The 18,810-nt window shown below is 33.5% G+C and carries 20 protein-coding genes and 1 pseudogene; 12 read left to right on the top strand and 9 right to left on the bottom strand.

The window, feature by feature from the left end:
- Positions 1–229 precede the first annotated feature (229 nt).
- Positions 230–1,891, bottom strand: a complete 1,662-nt coding sequence (rho, locus tag PQO00_RS04655) for a transcription termination factor Rho (RefSeq protein WP_274183665.1) — start codon at positions 1,889–1,891, stop codon at positions 230–232.
- Between the two features lie 195 nt (positions 1,892–2,086).
- On the opposite strand from rho, the gene PQO00_RS04650 reads away from it, so the two are divergent.
- Entirely contained in the window at positions 2,087–2,497 is a 411-nt protein-coding gene (locus PQO00_RS04650) for a DUF4293 domain-containing protein (RefSeq protein ID WP_274183664.1), read from the top strand.
- Positions 2,498–2,692: 195 nt separating this feature from the next.
- On the opposite strand, the gene PQO00_RS04645 is transcribed toward PQO00_RS04650, so the two are convergent.
- Positions 2,693–3,187: a metallophosphoesterase gene (locus PQO00_RS04645; RefSeq protein ID WP_274183663.1), complete on the bottom strand. Its 495-nt coding sequence runs from the start codon at positions 3,185–3,187 to the stop codon at positions 2,693–2,695.
- Positions 3,188–3,645: 458 nt separating this feature from the next.
- Between PQO00_RS04645 and truA the strand changes: the two genes are divergently transcribed.
- Positions 3,646–4,395, top strand: coding sequence for a tRNA pseudouridine(38-40) synthase TruA (truA, locus tag PQO00_RS04640; protein ID WP_274183662.1), 750 nt, complete (start codon positions 3,646–3,648; stop codon positions 4,393–4,395).
- Positions 4,388–6,154: an ABC transporter ATP-binding protein gene (locus tag PQO00_RS04635; protein WP_274183661.1), complete on the top strand. Its 1,767-nt coding sequence runs from the start codon at positions 4,388–4,390 to the stop codon at positions 6,152–6,154. Before truA ends, PQO00_RS04635 begins: the two co-directional genes overlap by 8 nt.
- A gap of 957 nt (positions 6,155–7,111) precedes the next feature.
- Here the strand turns inward: PQO00_RS04635 and PQO00_RS04630 are convergent.
- The 3 genes from PQO00_RS04630 to folP are packed head-to-tail and all read right to left on the bottom strand — an operon-like array spanning position 7,112 to position 9,448.
- Complete coding sequence (locus PQO00_RS04630; RefSeq protein ID WP_274183660.1) at positions 7,112–7,897, bottom strand: diadenylate cyclase; 786 nt, start codon at positions 7,895–7,897, stop codon at positions 7,112–7,114.
- A 35-nt stretch (positions 7,898–7,932) separates the two neighbouring features.
- Positions 7,933–8,616, bottom strand: coding sequence for a hypothetical protein (locus PQO00_RS04625; protein ID WP_274183659.1), 684 nt, complete (start codon positions 8,614–8,616; stop codon positions 7,933–7,935).
- Positions 8,617–8,620: 4 nt separating this feature from the next.
- Positions 8,621–9,448: a dihydropteroate synthase gene (folP, locus tag PQO00_RS04620; protein ID WP_274183658.1), complete on the bottom strand. Its 828-nt coding sequence runs from the start codon at positions 9,446–9,448 to the stop codon at positions 8,621–8,623.
- Between the two features lie 105 nt (positions 9,449–9,553).
- On the opposite strand from folP, the gene PQO00_RS04615 reads away from it, so the two are divergent.
- The 9 genes and pseudogenes from PQO00_RS04615 (at position 9,554) to PQO00_RS04575 (ending at position 15,674) form a co-directional block, all read left to right on the top strand.
- Complete coding sequence (locus tag PQO00_RS04615; RefSeq protein WP_274183657.1) at positions 9,554–10,093, top strand: DUF1599 domain-containing protein; 540 nt, start codon at positions 9,554–9,556, stop codon at positions 10,091–10,093.
- A gap of 82 nt (positions 10,094–10,175) precedes the next feature.
- A complete protein-coding gene (locus PQO00_RS04610) occupies positions 10,176–11,510 on the top strand; it encodes a BT_3928 family protein (RefSeq protein ID WP_274183656.1) in 1,335 nt (444 codons plus the stop codon).
- Positions 11,507–12,583, top strand: a complete 1,077-nt coding sequence (locus tag PQO00_RS04605) for an ABC transporter permease (protein ID WP_274183789.1) — start codon at positions 11,507–11,509, stop codon at positions 12,581–12,583. The genes PQO00_RS04610 and PQO00_RS04605 overlap by 4 nt, the downstream gene beginning before the upstream one ends.
- Positions 12,584–12,622: 39 nt before the next feature.
- Positions 12,623–13,111, top strand: a complete 489-nt coding sequence (locus PQO00_RS04600) for a TlpA disulfide reductase family protein (protein ID WP_274183655.1) — start codon at positions 12,623–12,625, stop codon at positions 13,109–13,111.
- A gap of 81 nt (positions 13,112–13,192) precedes the next feature.
- Positions 13,193–13,942, top strand: a complete 750-nt coding sequence (gene tpiA, locus PQO00_RS04595; RefSeq protein WP_274183654.1) for a triose-phosphate isomerase — start codon at positions 13,193–13,195, stop codon at positions 13,940–13,942.
- A gap of 174 nt (positions 13,943–14,116) precedes the next feature.
- Positions 14,117–14,956: a 50S ribosomal protein L11 methyltransferase gene (prmA, locus tag PQO00_RS04590; protein ID WP_274183653.1), complete on the top strand. Its 840-nt coding sequence runs from the start codon at positions 14,117–14,119 to the stop codon at positions 14,954–14,956.
- A gap of 112 nt (positions 14,957–15,068) precedes the next feature.
- Positions 15,069–15,146: pseudogene (locus tag PQO00_RS04585) on the top strand (M57 family metalloprotease); the annotation flags it as partial.
- 71 nt (positions 15,147–15,217) lie between these two features.
- Positions 15,218–15,295: a M57 family metalloprotease gene (locus PQO00_RS04580; protein ID WP_274183788.1), complete on the top strand. Its 78-nt coding sequence runs from the start codon at positions 15,218–15,220 to the stop codon at positions 15,293–15,295.
- Positions 15,296–15,398: 103 nt separating this feature from the next.
- The gene (locus PQO00_RS04575) at positions 15,399–15,674 is read left to right on the top strand and encodes an ATP-dependent Clp protease adaptor ClpS (protein WP_274183652.1); all 276 of its coding nucleotides are present in this window, start codon (positions 15,399–15,401) and stop codon (positions 15,672–15,674) included.
- A gap of 2 nt (positions 15,675–15,676) precedes the next feature.
- Here the strand turns inward: PQO00_RS04575 and PQO00_RS04570 are convergent, their stop codons facing one another.
- The 4 genes from PQO00_RS04570 to PQO00_RS04555 form a co-directional block, all read right to left on the bottom strand.
- On the bottom strand, positions 15,677–15,946 hold the full coding sequence (locus PQO00_RS04570) for a heavy-metal-associated domain-containing protein (RefSeq protein ID WP_274183651.1): 270 nt from the start codon (positions 15,944–15,946) through the stop codon (positions 15,677–15,679).
- A 2-nt stretch (positions 15,947–15,948) separates the two neighbouring features.
- Positions 15,949–17,358, bottom strand: coding sequence for a rhodanese-like domain-containing protein (locus PQO00_RS04565; protein ID WP_274183650.1), 1,410 nt, complete (start codon positions 17,356–17,358; stop codon positions 15,949–15,951).
- A 109-nt stretch (positions 17,359–17,467) separates the two neighbouring features.
- Positions 17,468–18,262: a sulfite exporter TauE/SafE family protein gene (locus tag PQO00_RS04560; protein ID WP_274183649.1), complete on the bottom strand. Its 795-nt coding sequence runs from the start codon at positions 18,260–18,262 to the stop codon at positions 17,468–17,470.
- Entirely contained in the window at positions 18,262–18,675 is a 414-nt protein-coding gene (locus PQO00_RS04555) for a DUF6691 family protein (RefSeq protein ID WP_274183648.1), read from the bottom strand. Before PQO00_RS04555 ends, PQO00_RS04560 begins: the two co-directional genes overlap by 1 nt.
- Between the last annotated feature and the right edge of the window lie 135 nt (positions 18,676–18,810).

The following is an 18,810-nucleotide window of genomic DNA, read 5'->3' as shown; positions in this document are numbered from 1 at the left end:
TTTTTGTCCGTAAGTTATTTTAACCCCCAACGCGCACTTCTCCCAACATATTTCAGGAAGGTACATTTACTAAAAAAGCCTTAACAATAATATGCTAAGGCTTTATATTCAGTTTTTATCTATAATACCATTTCTAACTTAAAATGACCCACTAACATTTGCCCTTTTTTACCTATGTAAAAAATAGCTGTTTTATTTGAGCAATTTAAAATCAGAACTGATATAAATGTTACCCATTCATAGATATTAAAAATTCTTCGTTATTTCGTGTTTGTTTGAAACGTTCGTTAATAAATTCCATAGCTTCAACGGGGTTCATGTCTGCAAGATACTTACGCATAACCCACATACGTTGAATAGTGCTTTCGTCCAGTAATATATCATCACGACGTGTACTTGATGATGTTAGGTCTATAGCAGGGAAAATTCTACGGTTAGAAATTTTTCTATCTAACTGTAATTCCATGTTACCGGTTCCTTTAAATTCTTCAAAGATGACCTCGTCCATTTTAGAACCAGTTTCAGTTAATGCTGTTGCGATGATGGTTAAAGAACCACCATTTTCGATATTTCTGGCTGCGCCAAAGAAACGTTTTGGTTTATGGAGTGCATTGGCATCAACACCACCACTTAATATTTTACCAGAGGCAGGTTGAACCGTATTGTAGGCTCTTGCCAAACGTGTAATAGAATCTAATAGAATAACAACATCATGGCCACATTCAACTAATCGTTTTGCTTTTTCCAGTACGATGTTTGCGATTTTTACATGTTCATGTGCTTCTTTATCGAAGGTCGAAGCAATAACTTCGCCACGTACATTGCGTTGCATATCTGTTACCTCCTCAGGACGCTCATCAATTAACAAAATCATTTGATATACTTCAGGATGATTTGCTGCTATAGCATTTGCAACATCCTTTAATAACATTGTTTTTCCTGTTTTTGGTTGTGATACAATCATACCACGTTGTCCTTTTCCTATTGGAGAGAATAAATCCATTATCCTAGTAGAAATAGTACTTTGCTTTTCGGCCAAAGTGAACTTCTCTTGTGGAAATAAAGGTGTTAAGTGCTCGAAAGATACTCTATCCCTTACCACATTAGGGTTTTGCCCATTAATTCTACTTACCTTGATTAATGGAAAATATTTTTCGCCTTCTTTAGGTGGTCTTACATGGCCCAGAACGGTATCGCCGGTTTTTAAACCGAATAACCTAATTTGTGATTGTGAAACATAAATGTCATCTGGCGATGATAGATAGTTGTAATCTGATGATCGTAAAAAACCGTAACCATCTTGCATAATATCTAAAACACCCTCACTTTCTATGATGGCATCAAACTCAAAATCTGGTTCTCTGTAGCGGTTTCTGCCATCTTTATTGCCAGAATCGACATTACCATTTTTTTGATTTTTATGTTGATTTTTATCTCGTCTTTGATGCGTCTTTTGCTGATTGTCGTTTTGGTTTCTTTGTTTGTTTGGACTGTTGTCTTGTTTTTGCTCGTCTTTGTCCTGTTTGGCAATAGGGTTGGGAGTGTCAACCTTTTCTATAGCTTTGGAATTTTCTACCTTCTCTGTTACAGTTTCAACCTTTTGGTCTGTTGCGTTTTTTTCTTCTTTTTTTACAGGTGCCGCTTTAGTAGGTTTTTGCACCCGTTGTCTAGGTTTTCTTACTGCGGGCTTATTAGCTGGTTTGTCTTCTGTTGACTTAGCAGGCAAAACGGCAGCAGCTTTAACTGCTTTTGGATCGGCAGCTTGTTGATCTAGTATTTGGTAAACTAAATCTAATTTTTTTAATGAACGGTATTTAGGAACGTTCATTTTTTTCGCAATCTCTTGTAAGTCAGAGAGCTTCTTTTCTTTTAGTTGTGAAATTTCAAACATTTATGCTTTAATTGAATATATTTTGAATACAAATTTTGAGTAATTCTGAAAAATGATTTCTTGTTTCTGAAGAATTAACCGCTTGTAATAGCGATTGTTGAGAATTATATTGCAATTATACAACTTTATTTTAATTTTTAAGGGTATTTTTATAAAAGAAACTATTATTTTTGCTTTCGAGTTTTTTAAAACTATATGTTACAACGCATTCAAACGATATACCTTATAATAGCCGCAGGGGTTTCTGCTGGCCTTATTTTTGTATTTCATTTATGGATTACAGATGAAGGTATTAATGTATTTGCTAAAGATAATATGCTGTACTTGGGATTCTTTTTAGGTTCTGCAATATTATCTCTAATAGCTATTTTTATGTACAAAAACAGGAAGTCTCAATTTGTTCTGGGACGACTTAACATCATATTAAACTTTATTTTACTAGGATTTTTTGTATATCAATCTCTAAGCATATCTGGAGAAACGGCGGTTTCTGAGAAAGGTATTGGGATGCTTCTTCCTATTGTTTCTATCGTGTTTTTGGCATTAGCCAATAAGGCCATCAAAAAGGATGAAGATCTTGTAAAATCTGTAGATCGATTGCGATAAACCTAACATCTTAGTAGTATTAGTGCGTTAGAACCCAAAGTGAAAGCTTTGGGTTTTTTTAATAGGCCTCCCTTAATCCCTCCAGATGAGGGAAACACTCAATCCTAAGTTATAATAATATACAAAATACAAATGGAACGTTATATGTTGGAGTGTGAGGTGATCCTTCCCTTTGGAAGCGCTTTAGGAAAGGCTTTAACGTTTATTAAATTCAATGACTTCTAAATGGTCAATTTTACTACCATCAATAGTAAAACGGAGCATGGTACGTGTTTTATGAAAACCATGTTTACCAACGGCGCCTGGATTCATATGTAGTAAATGTAATTTTTTGTCGGGCATTACTTTTAGTATATGTGAATGGCCACAAATAAAGAGTTTAGGAGGATTTAGTTTTATTTCATCTCTAATTCTTAAGTTATAAGCATTTGGGTAGCCTCCAATATGTGTTATCCAAACATCAACATCTTCGCACATAAAACGGTTATTTTCAGGAAATTCCATTCTCACTTTATTATCGTCAATATTGCCAAAAACAGCACGTAAAGGTTTTAAGTTTTTTATAGCGTCCGTTACTTTTAAATCGCCTATATCTCCTGCATGCCAAACTTCATCTACTTGTTTTACGTATTTTAAAATGTCGTTGTCGATATAACTATGTGTATCGGATAGTAATAATATTTTTGTCATAGTATGTGTGGGAAAACAATTTGTTTTTTACAGTTGTAAAGCTTGTTTTAATATGTTTATTTCAATTAATGTTCATTTAAAGGTATAACTGACAAACGGAAAAACAAACAAATGTTACTTTCCATAAATCAGAATTATTCAGACAGTTCCACATTTTATTGAAAGTAGGGTGTCTAATCAGTAAAGCTTTTGTAAATACATTTCTTGGTTTCAAGCTAAATTCGATAATTTTACTCGAATAACTATAATCTTTTTAAAAATAATTAGAAACAAGTCTATATTCTTTTATCTTTCAGCGCAGCGTTCTTTCTTCTTAATTTTTAATATATAATTAAGATGTCTGCCTTCGCAGGAATAACAAAACTATCTATCTTTGCATACTATTGTATTGTATAAATTAGCTGTAGGGTAAATTTAAATATGATATGGTATTCATTTTACAAAAGTATTGAATCAGATTGAGGTATTTTATAGAACTTTCTTATAATGGCAGTGCATATCATGGTTGGCAAAATCAACCAAAAGACATATCTGTACAGGAAGTTGTAGAAAAAGCATTGTCCATGCTTTTAAAAGAAACTATTTCTATTACAGGAGCAGGTCGTACCGATACAGGTGTACATGCTTCTCAAATGTTTGCACATTTTGATACTCAGGCTATTTTTAATAAAACGAATTTAGTTTATAAATTGAATTCCTATTTGCCAAAAGATATTGCTATTCATAATATTTTAAAAGTAAAAGACGATGCACATGCTCGTTTTGATGCGGTGAGTAGAACTTATTTATATAGAATAACACTAAAAAAGAATGTGTTTTCGTTTGACAATAGTTTTTTTGTGAAGCAAGATTTGGATATTGAAAAAATGAATAAAGCTGTAGGGGTTTTATTTATGTATAAAGATTTTCAATGCTTTTCAAAAAGTAATACCGATGTAAAAACGTATTATTGCAATATCATGAAAGCCACATGGACCTTAAAAGATAATGAGCTCCATTTTGTGATACAAGCCGATAGATTTTTGCGTAATATGGTACGTGCCATTGTAGGCACTATGATCAATATTGGTTTAGGTAAAATAAATGTTGAAGATTTACATACCATTATAAAGTCCAAAAACAGGAGTAAAGCTGGGTTTTCAGTACCTGCACATGGGTTATATTTAACAGAAGTAGCATATCCAAACGATATAAAGATAAATGAGTAAAAAGCAAGAAAAAATATTTGACGTTACTTTATTTAAGCGTCTTTTTCAATATATAAAACCTTATAAATTTGTTTTTTTAGGGCTGGTGCTTTTGGTAATTCTATTGGCTGTTTTTAGTGCGGCAATGCCTCGGGTAACTCAATTTGCAATAGATAATAGCATTATGGGACAACAACCTAAGGAGTTTCTCTTTTATGTTATAATCATGTTTGCCATTTTAATTTTTCAAACAATATTTCAATTGGCATTTATTTATTATGCTGCGTGGTTAGGGCAAAGTTTAGTGGTGGATGTGCGTATAAAATTATTCGATCATTTATTGCGTTTTAAAATGAAGTATTATGATAATTCTTCAGTAGGGGTACTCATTACAAGAGCCGTGACCGATATGGAACGTATCGCTGATATTTTTGGTCAAGGTTTGTTCATGATCTTTAGGGATTTGCTTACCATGACAGCGGTTTTTGGGATTATGATTTATACGAATTGGCGATTGAGTTTGATTGTATTTATTATGTTGCCCTTATTGCTGTACGCAACACGTATTTTTCAAAAATATATGAAGAAAGCTTTCGAAGAGGTGAGAACCGAAGTGTCTAATTTAAATTCTTTTGTGCAGGAACGGTTAACAGGTATGAAGATTTTGCAATTATTTACCCGTGAAGCTGTTGAATATAAAAACTTTAAAAAAATAAACGAGAGACATAAAAAAGGCTGGCTTAAAACCGTTTGGTATAATTCTATTTTCTTTCCGTTAGCAGATCTATCGTCATCTGTGACCATTGGTTTAATAGCTTGGTACGGAGGATTGAATGTTGTGCTGGATGGAACGGTTACAGAAGGTGTGTTAGTGGCATTTATCATGTATGTTCCTATGTTATTTAGGCCACTGCGTCAAATAGCTGATAAGTTTAATACACTACAAATGGGAATGGTAGCAGCAACCAGGGTGTTCAAGGTTTTAGATACTACTTCACAAATTGATGATACAGGAACACATGTTGCAAAGCATTTAAAAGGCCATATAAAATTTGACAATGTCATTTTTAGCTATGTGGAAAATGAAGAAGTTTTAAAAGGCATAACGTTTGATGTAAATGCGGGCGAAACCATTGCTATTGTTGGAGCAACTGGAGCGGGTAAATCCACTATTATTAATTTGTTAAATCGTTTTTATGAAATTAAAGATGGTGTTATTTATGTTGATGGTATTGATATTAAACAAGTCACTTTAGGGTCGTTGCGTACTCAGATAGCTGTGGTATTACAGGATGTATTTTTATTTGCAGATACTATTTTAAATAATATTACATTAAATCATCCTGAAATAACAGAAGCGCAAGTTCAACAGGCAGCAAGGGATATTGGCATTCACGATTTTATAATGAGTTTGCCAAACGGTTATCACTATAATGTAAAAGAAAGAGGGGTTATGCTATCCTCTGGCCAGCGACAACTTATATCGTTTTTAAGGGCTTATGTAACCAACCCTAGTATTTTGGTGTTAGATGAGGCGACATCATCTGTCGATTCGTATTCAGAACAGCTCATTCAAAATGCCACGGATAAAATAACTAAAGGAAGAACTTCCATTGTTATTGCCCATCGATTGGCAACCGTTAAAAAAGCAGATAGAATTATAGTGATGGATACTGGTAATATAGTAGAGCAGGGAACTCATAAAGAATTGCTTGAGAAAAAGGATGGCTATTATAAAAACTTATACGAAGTTCAGTTTTTGCAGGAAGAAGTGCTTTAAGTTTTATTAGTTCACGCCTTTGTCGTGGCAGGCTAACCCCGCTTCATGTGCTGAACTTGTTGAGCTAAATTCGGTATAAATGTTTCAGTATTTCAATAGCTAGCATATTATACCAATAAATAAAATAAGCCTAATAATTCGTTTAGTTCACTATCTTTCATTTTAAAAATAGGAGTTCATGAATCTTCGATTTCTATGGCACTTATATTTCAAGATAAAATAACCCCATAACTAAGACTATGCTTTCATACCCAGTTCCTGGCTCGCCGGTAGCTACGGTGTACCTACAAATAATACAAAAATTCACACAAGTTAATTAGTATCTACTTTGTGCCAACGGCTTGTCCGAGACGGGTTCCTCCCTTTTTTGCTAAAAAGGGAGGTGACTGTATGTGGTAACATACAGCCGGAGGGTTTGTTTTTTAGTGTTCTTTTCTTTTTTAGTGCGGTCTGGTCTCTCTGCTCATTGTCGGGAAAAGGCCATAGGGCTGTCCCCGACCTTTCGGAAGGATAGGGTACAAAAGCTTCGAGGAACAGGAGCATTGGCGTTGGATATTGCGGGTGGGGCGACGCGAAGTTTTGTCCCCGGTTCTTCTCTGGCGATAGCATGAGAAGAAATCCCTCTCGAAAGGGCGTCTTTTCTTTTGTTACTTTTCTTTGGACGGGCAAAGAAAAGTAAGTAAACTTTTGTTTTTTATATTGAAAAAAGATGTGGGTACACCGTAGCTCGCCGGCAGGCAGGAAGCTTCGCACATGTTTTCTATTTTATATAAGCGTACTATAATTCAAATTATTCAAGGCACATTTTATTTGCTAATTACTACGAATTTAGGATCTATTTTCAGGATCCAGAACCTACCCTGGAGTTTGCTTTTTATTGAAATTTAAAGAAAATATAATTCAAATTTATTACCAATCATTTTAAAATTCATTTGGTATTACAACTTTTGTATAAGATTAAGAAAGGTCTTCTTTAATCATTAAGTTAAGTTGATTGATATCATCAAAAACTACAAACTCACCATCTTTAAAATAAGAGATACGTCCCGTCTCTTCACTTACAACAAGTGCCAGGGCGTCTGTTTTTTCAGTAACCCCAATGGCAGCTCTGTGACGGAGACCAAAACGTAACGGAATATTTTTTTCATTATTTACAGGAAGGATAACCCGTGTTGCTTTTACAATATTATTGTTAACTATAATGGCACCATCATGCAACGGACTATTTTTAAAAAAGATACTTTCAATAATAGGTTGGGTCACCTTTATATTCATTTCATCTCCAGACGATGATAAAAAATCTAAATTATTGTTCTTTTCAAAAACTATTAAGGCACCAGTTTTAGATATAGCCATTTTGTTGCAAGCCGAAATAATAGCATCTACATCGGTTTCGTCTTTAGTTTCGGTTTTTAGAAACTTAAGTTGTTTTAAAAATTTGCGCCGCCTATTAAAATTGGTAGAACCTACCATTAATAAAAATTTGCGAATTTCTGGCTGGAATACAACGATTAAAGCAATAATCCCCACCTTCATAAAGCCACCAAAAATACTGGTTAGCAATTCCATATCAAGGAATTCGGTAAGTTTCCAGACTAAATAAATAATAATAATACCTATAAAGATATTTATGGCCACAGTGCCTTTTACTAGCTTATAAACATAATAAAGTAAAAGGGCTACGAGAACAACATCAACATAATCGATGAGGCGTAAATCTAAGATGTCTTTAAAAATATCCAACAGTAGTGGGTTTTGGTAAATTTAAGAAAATATGGTTAATTAGAAATGAATTCGTTCTTTGATATTGATATGGATTTGCTTTTTAGTCTTGATAAAACCGATTTAAATAAAATATACTCATTAAAACTCAAATGATCATCAAAGCATAACAAGACTGAGGCATTATTTTTATTTTCTGATAGTGATGTGATGCTATGATTTAATTCTGAGATATTAGAATGGGTTATATTAATTTTGTCAAAAAAAGAATTGATTTTTATGTTTTTAGATGAATCAAAATGAATGATTAGCGTGTTATTTGGTATTGAATGATTATCAGCAAGTACATTTATAATGCTCTTTTTTATATAAACCACATCCGTAAAATCAATAAATCCTAAATTCTTTTTGCTAATGTCGTTACAGGTAAAATAGTTTTTTGCATTTTTATTTTTATGACTCGAATTTTGCTTTTTATCTTGAAGAAATTTTATATGTGGAATCGCTTGTTTAAGTGTTAAGCGTTTATCAACATTAACGAGCCAGTTTGTGGTGCTAATTAAGTTCTTTCTGTTTAATTCAACACTATCTTTTTGTGTAGTATCATAAAATAAATAAGCAGGCGATACATCATTTATTTCAGATATTTCAGAATGATCAACCTCAGGAAGATGGAGTATTTTGTCTTTTCCGCAAGAACATACCAAGCTAATAAGAACTATGAGAATAGTATTTTTCATAATTTTAGTGGCTAACAACAGATTGAACTAATTTAATACATTCCATGGCTTCTTTAACATCATGGACTCTTAAAATTGAAGCTCCTTTTTGTAAGGCAATCGTGTTTAAAACACTGGTGCCATTAAGGGATTCTTTAGCCGAAGTTTCTAAAGTTTTATAAATCATGGATTTTCTGGAAATACCAACTAATAAAGGTTTTTCTATTGTTTTAAAACGCTCAAGTTTATTTAACAATTCATAATTTTGTTCCAGAGCTTTGGCAAACCCAAACCCAGGGTCCACAATAATGTCGATGATCCCTAATTGTTTTGCAGCGGCAATGCGTTCGGAAAAATAAAAGAGCATATCCTTAATGATATCATCGTAATCGGTTTTTTGTAGCATGGTTTGTGGTGTCCCTCTCATATGCATCATAATATAAGGAACATGTAAATTGGCAATAGTTTGCAGCATGTTATCATCTAATTTTCCTGCAGAAATATCATTGATTAGTGCTGCTCCAGCTTCTATGCATTGTTTTGCAACGTTACTTCTAAACGTATCAATAGAAAGTAAAACCTTAGGGAATTCCTTTAAGATTAAATGGATGATAGGTAGGATTCTTTTTAATTCGTCGGTTTCACTAACATGGTCTGCGTTAGGGCGTGAACTGTATGCTCCAATATCTACAAAAGTGGCACCACTAGTAAGCATTAACTCGACATGCTTTAAAACATCCCTGTCATTTTTATGCTGTCCGCCATCATAGAACGAATCTGGCGTTATGTTTAGAATACCCATCACTTTTGGCGATGTTAAATCAATGAGTTTTCCTTTGCAGTTTATTGTCATTTATACCTTTTTGTATGGTGTTTGTACTAAGTTTAAAACTTTAAACCTGAAACTTTGATGGTTAAACTTTTTTATGCGAAATTTACGCAAAATACATTTTAATTCATGCAAGATACTTCAAAACAATATGATGCCGTCATCGATACGTGTAAAAGTTTATTCATAAAAAAAATGTCGGATTATGGCAGTGCGTGGCGTATATTGCGCTTATCATCGCTCACCGATCAAATTTTTATTAAAGCACAACGTATTAGAGGGCTTCAGCAAAATGATGTTAGAAAAGTAGAAGAGGGTGAGGAAAGTGAATTTATTGGTATTATAAACTACTGTATCATGGCCTTGATTCAGTTGGAAAAAGGTGTGGTTGAGCAACCCGATCTATCTACGGAAACGGCCATCAAATTATACGAAAAACAAGTAGCCATTACTAAGCAGCTCATGCAAGATAAAAATCACGATTATGGTGAAGCATGGCGTGATATGAGAGTAAGCAGTTTAACCGATTTAATTTTACAAAAATTATTGCGAGTTAAACAAATTGAAGACAATGCAGGCAAAACATTGGTGAGCGAGGGTATTGATGCCAACTATCAAGACATGATTAATTATGCCATTTTTGCATTAATACATTTAAACGAAAAATAATAATAACAAATAGTTACCTTGAGTACTTTGTCTACGTCCAGTATGAACAAAAGTCAAAAGGTCTTTTTTAAAAGGGATTTTAATGAAAATAATAGTAGCAATAAGTCGAATATTTGTGGGCGTTTTATTCATCATTTCTGGATTAATAAAGCTAAACGACCCTTTAGGGTTTTCGTATAAATTAGAAGAGTATTTTAGTGCAGATGTTTTAAACATTACTTTTTTAGAACCTTATGCATTAATGGTTTCTGTTTTGGTAGTGGTGTTTGAAGTTGTTTTAGGGGTGTTTTTGCTTATTGGTTATAAACCGAAGTTTACCATTTGGAGTTTGTTGGGAATGATTATGTTTTTTACATTTTTAACCTTCTATTCAGCGTATTTCGATAAGGTAAAAGATTGTGGTTGTTTTGGAGATGCTTTAAAGTTAACACCATGGGAAAGTTTTATAAAAGATTTGGTTTTACTGTTTTTTATATTGATTTTGTTTTTTGGAATACGGCATATTAAGCCTGTATTTAATAAGCTAATAACAACGGTTCTTGCTTTATTGGGTTTTATTTTTAGTCTTTGGTTTGGTTATTATGTACTAGAGCATTTGCCTGTTAAAGATTTTAGAGCATATAAAATTGGAGCAAATATTCAAGAGGGTATGAGCGTTCCCGAAGATGCTGTAAAGCCTATTGTAGAATATAGTTGGAAGTTTAGTGTCGATGGAGAAGAGAAGATCATTACTACCAATGGTTCTTATCCGTCTGTCAAGGGTGATTTTATTGGCGTTGATACTAAAGTGGTTCAAGAAGGATACCAACCACCTATTTATGATTTTTCAATAGAAAGCGAAGATGAAGATTTAACACAAGCATTTTTAACTGAAGAAAACCTCATAGTCGTAATCTCTTATAGTTTAGAGAAAATAGAGCAGGAAGGCGCTAAAAAATTAAAGGCTTTATCTGAAAGGGCCATTAAAAATGGCTATAAGGTAATTGGTTTGACAGCTTCTGGAGCAGATGCAAAACAACAAATTAAAGAAGCCTATGGTATTGATTTTGAATTTTATTTGTGTGATGAAAAAGCCCTTAAAACGGTGGTGCGTTCTAACCCTGGTATTATAGAATTGGATGCAGGTACCATTAAGCAAAAAGTACATTGGAACGATATTGATAATTTAGAGTTGCCAAAAGTTGAAAGAAAACAGGAGCCAAAAGTAGCTGAGGACATTATGGCTTATTTTATTAACGGAGAGTTATCGACTAAAGAAAGCATAGAGGCTTTAGAAAAAGAAAAAATTGAAAGTATTAATGTCGTAAAGGATTCTTTAGCACTAGCAGCGTTGAATACTCAAAATAACACCATTTATACTGGCATTATTGAAGTGACGTTAAAACCTAACAACCAACAACCAACAACCAACAACTGATAAGCTACTTACTAAATAAAATCTCATATGCTTTACTCACATTATTTGGAGTAGTTACTGTTATCTTCTTTTTATTTAATGTGCTTCCTGGAGATCCTGCACAAATGATGTTGGGGCAAAATGAAGATAGTAAACAACTGGACATTGTAAAACAAAAATACGGATTCGATAAACCTATAAGTACGCAGTATTTTTATTATATAAATGATTTGTTGCCTATTTCATTTCACTCAAAAAAACAAGGTGATTACACTTTTTTAAGAGCAGGAAAGTATAGTGCAACCAGGCTGTTTTCAATAGGGAACACTATTGTAGTTTTAAAGTTGCCCTATTTAAGGGAATCTTTTACAAAACAAGGAAAAAAGGTAAGTCATGTACTAGCAGAGACATTGCCTAATACTTTTGTTTTAGCGGTAACAGCTATTGTAATAGCTATGGTTTTAGGTATTTTATTAGGAATCGTTTCGGCGCTTTATAAAGATGGATTGTTGGATAAAACGATTCAGGTTTTTAGCACTTTTGGTATGAGTATTCCATCTTTTTTTAGTGCTATTTTATTTGCTTGGTTTTTTGGATATATACTGCATGAGTATACGAATTTTGAAATGACAGGGAGCTTATATGAGTTGGACGATTTTGGTGAAGCTATGCATATTAAATGGAAAAACTTGATCCTTCCGGCTATGGTACTAGGCATTCGTCCGCTGGCTGTGGTAATTCAACTCATGCGAAATTCGTTATTGGAAGTTTTTAACCAGGATTATATTCGCACGGCAAGGGCGAAAGGGTTAAGCGAATTTCAAATTATAAAAAGACATGCCGTTAAGAATGCCCTAAACCCTGTAGTTACTGCAATATCCGGTTGGTTTGCTTCTATGTTGGCAGGAGCCGTTTTTGTAGAGTATATTTTTGGTTGGAACGGATTGGGAAAAGAGATAGTATACGCCTTAAATACATTGGATTTGCCCGTTATCATGGGATCGGTTTTAGTGATAGCTACGATGTTTGTAATTATCAATATTTTTGTTGACTTAATATATGTTTGGTTAGATCCAAAAGTAAAATTGGAATGATTTTTCATTTTAATGAAAACCTTAATAACATATTAAATCATGAACAAAAAGAAATATTTAATCATCCTGTTAATTTGTTTTTTAAATTGCACTAAAGGACCCAAGCAATTTTCTGAGGAAGCATTAAATGATACCTTTACAACTCTAGAAGGGGGTTCTATAACTTTTAATGAAATATTGGAAGCCAATAAAGGAAAAACAATCGTTATAGATATTTGGGCTTCATGGTGTAGCGATTGCATAAAAAGTATGCCTAAAGTGAAGCATTTACAAAATAAGTTTAAAGAGGTCTCTTATGTGTTTTTATCTTTAGATAGGGGAGAAGACGCTTGGAAAAGGGGCATAGATAAGTACGATATTATAGGTGACCACTATTATATGCAAAACGGACAGGATTGTCCATTCGCAGATTTTGTGAATATTGGCTGGATTCCTAGATATATGGTGGTGAATAAAGCTGGCGAAATCGTTGTATTTAATGTTATTGAAGCTGATGACGATAAGTTAATAGAAGCATTGAAAAAATAACTATTTTAGCATTTCAAAATTGAAATAATTAATTAGAAATAATAAAATGTCCTTTAATAAATTGAAGGTTAGCAACAGATTATGAGAAAAAATATTGTAGCAGGTAACTGGAAGATGAATAATGATTTATCGCAAACGGAATTATTGATCAATGAGCTGAAAAACAGAACCAAAACTTCAAATGCTGAGGTTATGATAGCGCCAACATTTACTAATTTATTTCATGCTTTTGGAGTGTTGAGAAACACTAATATAGAAGTTATTGCACAAAATATGCATTTTGCGGAAAACGGTGCCTATACTGGAGAAGTAAGCGCTGGTATGCTTAAAAGTATTGGAATAAAAACAGTCATTTTAGGACATAGCGAGCGTCGTGAGTATTTTAATGAAACAGATGAATTACTTGCAAAAAAAGTAGATGCAGCATTATCAAAGGGTATGCGTGTGATTTTTTGTTTTGGAGAAGAGTTAGCCGATAGAAAATCTGGAAATGAGGAAACGGTCGTTGGAAATCAAATTAAAAATGCTTTGTTTCATTTAAATGCAGCTTCTTACCAAAATATCATATTAGCTTATGAGCCGGTTTGGGCAATTGGTACGGGTGAAACTGCCAGCCCAGAGCAAGCACAGGATATGCATGCTTTTATAAGAAAGACATTGGCCGATAAATACGGGAATGATGTTGCCGATGAGGTTTCAATTCTTTACGGAGGTAGCGTAAAGCCTGCAAATGCCGAGGAAATTTTTTCCAAGCCAGATGTCGATGGTGGCTTAATTGGAGGCGCTTCACTTAATGCAGACGATTTTTTTGCTATTGTAAATGCATTTTAAACGTAAAAAAAATAGTCTAATAGTTTTGAAATAAATTATGGACAATTTATTAAATAAGGGTGTTTCTTGATTTACAAAAAATAGGAAACACCCTTATTGTATTTTATTAAAATAGACAGAGGTGGCTGATTTATTATAGTATTACTTCTATCTTTGCAGTCGAAAAAATGGGCTATGTCTAATATGACTTATATAGGTTACGAGTTTAAAGTAAAACCCGTGCAACCGGGAGTAGAAATACTTATTGCAGAATTGGGTTATTCTGGTTTTGAAAGTTTTGTTGAAACCAAAAACGGGGTTACGGCATATATTCAAAAAGAAGATTGGAACGAAGCTATCCTTGAAGATATTCATATTTTAAATTCAGATGAATTTGAAATTAATTTTACCTTTAATGAGATTGAACAAACCAATTGGAATCAAGAGTGGGAGAAGAATTTCAATCCTATTGTTGTTGACGATGTATGTACTGTCCGTGCACCATTTCATGAAAAACCAGGTACAAAGTACGATATTATAATTGAGCCAAAAATGAGTTTTGGTACTGGACATCATGAAACGACACATATGATGATTCAACATATTTTAAAAAATGATGTTGCTAACAAGTCTGTTTTAGATATGGGATGTGGTACGGGCGTATTAGCTATTTTGGCAGAAATGAAAGGCGCAAAACCTATTGATGCTGTAGATTATGATAATTGGTGTTATTTAAACAGCATCGAAAATGTTGAACGTAACAATTGTAATCATATTACCGTTATAGAAGGAGATGCGTCGGTTTTAAAAGGTAAAAAGTATGATGTTATTATAGCCAATATTAACCGTAATATTTTATTGCAAGATATGGAGACTTACGTATCTTGTTTAAACAAAAAAGGGACCATGTTTTTAAGTGGTTTTTACAACGACGATATTCCAGTTATAAAAGAAGCATGTAATACAAACAACCTTGAACTTCGGTTCCAATTAGAAAGAAATAATTGGGTGGCTTTAGAGTTTAAGAAAAAATAAGCCTTTAGGCTATTTTCAATAAATCACTGTTTTTTGTGACAAGAAATCTTAATATATATGGTAAATCACAAAAATATTCTTCTATATCGTTGTTTATTTATAGAGCCTGTAAATTACTCATGAAATAGGGCATTCAGTTGGATCTAGGCATACAGATTGGCAAACAAGACAGAGTTGTGGTCAAAATGTGAATGAAGGGATTGGAACAATAGGTGCAAATGCCATTCGGGGGACATCTGCAGGTTATACCCGAATTCAATTATGGTCTCTTGTTTTAATTCTTCAGAGGATGGAGAGTTTGACTATGATGATATTATTGGGTTACAATATATGTACTAATATTCTTAATAAAAATAGCTTTATGTTTAGAAGGGGCATCATTTTGGTGTCCTTATTCTTTTTGTTTAAGAAAAATAAATTATTTTAGTATAAAAATTGGAAAATGAGTTCTAAAGAAAAAATATCAGAAGAATTACTACTTGAAGAAGAAGTATCAACTCAAAATGAAATTGTTTTATTTAATGACGACGTTAATACGTTCGATCATGTTATAGAGACTCTCATCTATGCTTGCGATCATACTGCAGAACAAGCAGAGCAATGCTCGCTTATAGTGCATTATAAAGGAAAATGTACGGTTAAAACGGGTTTATATGATGACCTAAAACCACGTTGTTCCATGCTTCTTGAAGCAGGATTAAGCGCAGAAATCGTATAATATTAGCCATTCATTCTACCAATGGCACAACTAACAAAAGATTTAGCTTTTGTAGCGAGCACATTTTTTTCTCCAACAATGGGATAGCCAATTTTATGTAATAATTGTTTAGCTTCTAAAAGCGTTTTATCGTTTTTATAAGAAAAAGAAACGGCATGTGCTTCATTGTTAATTGTTACATCACTAATGTTTTCTATATTCGATAACTTGCTCATAATTGTGTTGGCACAACCGCCGCATTTAAGATTTTGTATTTCTAATGTTATTTTCATTTTCATAAGGTTGACGGGCAAACGAAAGTAGTTGTTGGCAAGTCCGTATTTTTAATAGCAGCAAAACCACCGGCAATATCTATAACGTTAAAACCTCTGGCTTTTAAAATAGATGCCGCAATAACCGAACGATATCCGCCAGCACAGTGTATATGATAGGTTTTGGTTTTATCGATAGCATTCATATTATCGTTCATATAGTCTAAGGCAAAATGCTGCACAGAATCACTATCGAGGTGTTCCGACTTATATTCGCCATCTTTTCTAACATCAAGCGTATTAATAGCCTCTTTTTTAAATCGATTAGAAAACTCGTTAGCAGTTATAGACTCTATGGTTTCAATGTCTTTATTTGCATTTTTCCATGCATTAATACCGCCTTTTAGATAGCCTAGCGTATTATCGTAACCAACACGGGATAATCGAGTTACGGTCTCTTTTTCTTTTCCTTCTGGTGAAACGAGTAAGATAGGTTGCTTTAAATCGGTAATTAAAGCACCGACCCATGGAGCGAACCCACCATTGATTCCAATAAAAATGGAATTAGGAATATGCGCTTTTACGAATTCTTTTTCAGTTCTAACATCAAGCACCAAGGCGCCTTCTTGGTTTGCAATAGCTTCGAATGTTTCTGGGTCTAGTCCCGTATCTCCTTTTTGAAGAACAGTATCAAAATTATCATAACCAGATTTGTTCATCATGGCATTTTTGGCAAAATATTGTGGAGGTGGTGCAATGCCGTCTAAAACTTCTTCTACAAACTCTTCTTTTGTCATATCGGCTCTTAAAGCATAATTTGTTTTTTTCTGATCCCCTAAAAGCCCTATGGTTTCTTTACTTAGGTTTTTTCCACAAGCAGAACCAGCACCATGCGCAGGATATACAATAATGTTATCTGCTAATGGTATAATTTTATTTCTCAAGGATTCATATAACATCCCAGCTAAATCTTCTTTTGTTAAATCAGATTTTATTGCCAAATCAGGACGTCCTACATCACCCAAAAACAAGGTGTCTCCACTAAAAATAGCGTGGTTATTTCCTTTTTCATCAATTAAAAGAAATGTTGACGATTCTAAGGTGTGACCAGGTGTGTGTAATACTTTAATCGTAATATTTCCAATATTAAACACTTCATTATCCGATGCTATATGTGCATCATAGTCTGTTTCGGCTCCAGGGCCGAAAACAATGGTGGCCCCTGTCTTTTTTGCTAAATCGACATGCCCGGAAACAAAATCAGCATGAAAATGAGTTTCAAAAATATATTTGATTTTAGCATCTTCTTTCTTTGCTTTATCTACATATTGCTGCGTTTCTCGTAATGGGTCAATAATGGCAACTTCACCATTAGATTCTATATAATAAGCTCCTTGAGCTAAACATCCTGTATAAATTTGTTCTATTTTCATGATCTATTTTTTATTAACCAGAAGATGAGGTGAGGTAATCTTTTGAATTAAAGCCTTTCAAAAATACGAATCCTGAACGGTTCTTTTTGTGACTTAAGTCACATTACCATTATTTAAGTTCTTTATAAATAATATAAACAGCCATTATTAAAACAAAGAAACCAAAGCTTTTTTTAAGTTTCTTGCCACTTATAAATTTTGATATAAAGACCCCTAAAATAATTCCTATGATAGAAATTAGGGTAAAAGAAAGCAAAAATAGCCATTCAATTTCTAAAGTTTGAACGTCTCCTATAAAACCAATTAGAGAATTGATGGTTACAATAATCAAAGAAGTACCTACTGCTTTTTTCATTGGGATATTTGCCCAAACGACTAGGGCAGGCACATATAAAAAACCACCACCAGCACCAATGAGACCTGTTACAGTTCCAATAATTAAACCCTGAACAAATGTTTTGTAGTAGGGTTGGGAAGGTAAAATGACACCTTTGTTCTTCTTTTCCTTTTTTATCATGGAAAATGAAGCTAATAGCATAATAAAAGCAAAAAATATCATAATGCCCATTTCTTTGGTAAGGGCGTGGTCACCAAAACTAAAAAGCGTATCTGGAATACCTGGAACTAAATAGCGTCTCGATAAATAAACCGCAATAAAGGACGGGAATGAAAAGGCCAGACCTATTTTAAAATCGACAAAACCTTTTTTGTATTTTTGATAAGTGCCTACCATAGAGGAGGTCCCTACTACAAAAAGAGAATACGCTGTTGCAACAACTGGATTGTAACCTAGAAGATAAACTAATAAAGGGACGGTGAGTATAGAGCCTCCCCCTCCAATTAATCCTAAAACCAATCCAACAATTAACGCTCCAATATATCCTAAGAGTTGTATGAAGTCCATTAATGCGGAAGTTTATCTTTTATTGTTCCATAAATAAACGTCCCTAACATGGCAGCGGCAATTACAATAATCATGCTATATACACCTGTACCTAATAGGATATACATAGGGCCTGGGCATGCCCCGATAAGCGCCCAACCAAATCCAAAAAGTGTCCCGCCAATGATATATCTAGAAATACCTTTTTCTTTTTTAGGAACAAAAATATCGGCGCCTTTGATGCTCTTTATAATACCTCTTTTTGAAATTTGAAGAAATAAAATTCCAGAAGCAATGGCTGTACCTATAATACCGTACATATGAAATGATTGAAATCTGAACATCTCATATATTCTATACCATGAAACTGCTTCAGATTTTACTAAAACAATTCCGAAGAAAATGCCAACTAATAAAAATTTTAAATATTTCATACGTTTAAATTTATATAATTACCAGATATTAAATTAATTATAAAATTAAGAACATATGCAACCACTCGTTGCACTCGTTCTCTCATTAAACCTGCCTGCCTGCCGGCCGGCAGGAATTTTAAACATTATCTTTTA

The sequence above is a fragment of the Flavivirga sp. 57AJ16 genome (genome assembly GCF_028736925.1).
Taxonomy (GTDB): Bacteria; Bacteroidota; Bacteroidia; order Flavobacteriales; family Flavobacteriaceae; genus Flavivirga.
This window is presented reverse-complemented; position numbering and strand designations above follow the sequence as displayed.

Excerpts from the sequence above, each read along its gene's own strand:
- rho (WP_274183665.1), bottom strand. The coding sequence starts at position 1,891 with ATGTTTGAAATTTCACAACTAAAAGAAAAGAAGCTCTCTGACTTACAA.
- PQO00_RS04650 (WP_274183664.1), top strand. The coding sequence starts at position 2,087 with ATGTTACAACGCATTCAAACGATATACCTTATAATAGCCGCAGGGGTT.
- PQO00_RS04645 (WP_274183663.1), bottom strand. The coding sequence starts at position 3,187 with ATGACAAAAATATTATTACTATCCGATACACATAGTTATATCGACAAC.
- PQO00_RS04635 (WP_274183661.1), top strand. The coding sequence starts at position 4,388 with ATGAGTAAAAAGCAAGAAAAAATATTTGACGTTACTTTATTTAAGCGT.
- PQO00_RS04625 (WP_274183659.1), bottom strand. The coding sequence starts at position 8,616 with ATGAAAAATACTATTCTCATAGTTCTTATTAGCTTGGTATGTTCTTGC.
- folP (WP_274183658.1), bottom strand. The coding sequence starts at position 9,448 with ATGACAATAAACTGCAAAGGAAAACTCATTGATTTAACATCGCCAAAA.
- PQO00_RS04615 (WP_274183657.1), top strand. The coding sequence starts at position 9,554 with ATGCAAGATACTTCAAAACAATATGATGCCGTCATCGATACGTGTAAA.
- PQO00_RS04610 (WP_274183656.1), top strand. The coding sequence starts at position 10,176 with ATGAAAATAATAGTAGCAATAAGTCGAATATTTGTGGGCGTTTTATTC.
- PQO00_RS04600 (WP_274183655.1), top strand. The coding sequence starts at position 12,623 with ATGAACAAAAAGAAATATTTAATCATCCTGTTAATTTGTTTTTTAAAT.
- tpiA (WP_274183654.1), top strand. The coding sequence starts at position 13,193 with ATGAGAAAAAATATTGTAGCAGGTAACTGGAAGATGAATAATGATTTA.
- prmA (WP_274183653.1), top strand. The coding sequence starts at position 14,117 with ATGTCTAATATGACTTATATAGGTTACGAGTTTAAAGTAAAACCCGTG.
- PQO00_RS04580 (WP_274183788.1), top strand. The coding sequence starts at position 15,218 with ATGGTCTCTTGTTTTAATTCTTCAGAGGATGGAGAGTTTGACTATGAT.
- PQO00_RS04575 (WP_274183652.1), top strand. The coding sequence starts at position 15,399 with ATGAGTTCTAAAGAAAAAATATCAGAAGAATTACTACTTGAAGAAGAA.
- PQO00_RS04570 (WP_274183651.1), bottom strand. The coding sequence starts at position 15,946 with ATGAAAATAACATTAGAAATACAAAATCTTAAATGCGGCGGTTGTGCC.
- PQO00_RS04565 (WP_274183650.1), bottom strand. The coding sequence starts at position 17,358 with ATGAAAATAGAACAAATTTATACAGGATGTTTAGCTCAAGGAGCTTAT.
- PQO00_RS04560 (WP_274183649.1), bottom strand. The coding sequence starts at position 18,262 with ATGGACTTCATACAACTCTTAGGATATATTGGAGCGTTAATTGTTGGA.
- PQO00_RS04555 (WP_274183648.1), bottom strand. The coding sequence starts at position 18,675 with ATGAAATATTTAAAATTTTTATTAGTTGGCATTTTCTTCGGAATTGTT.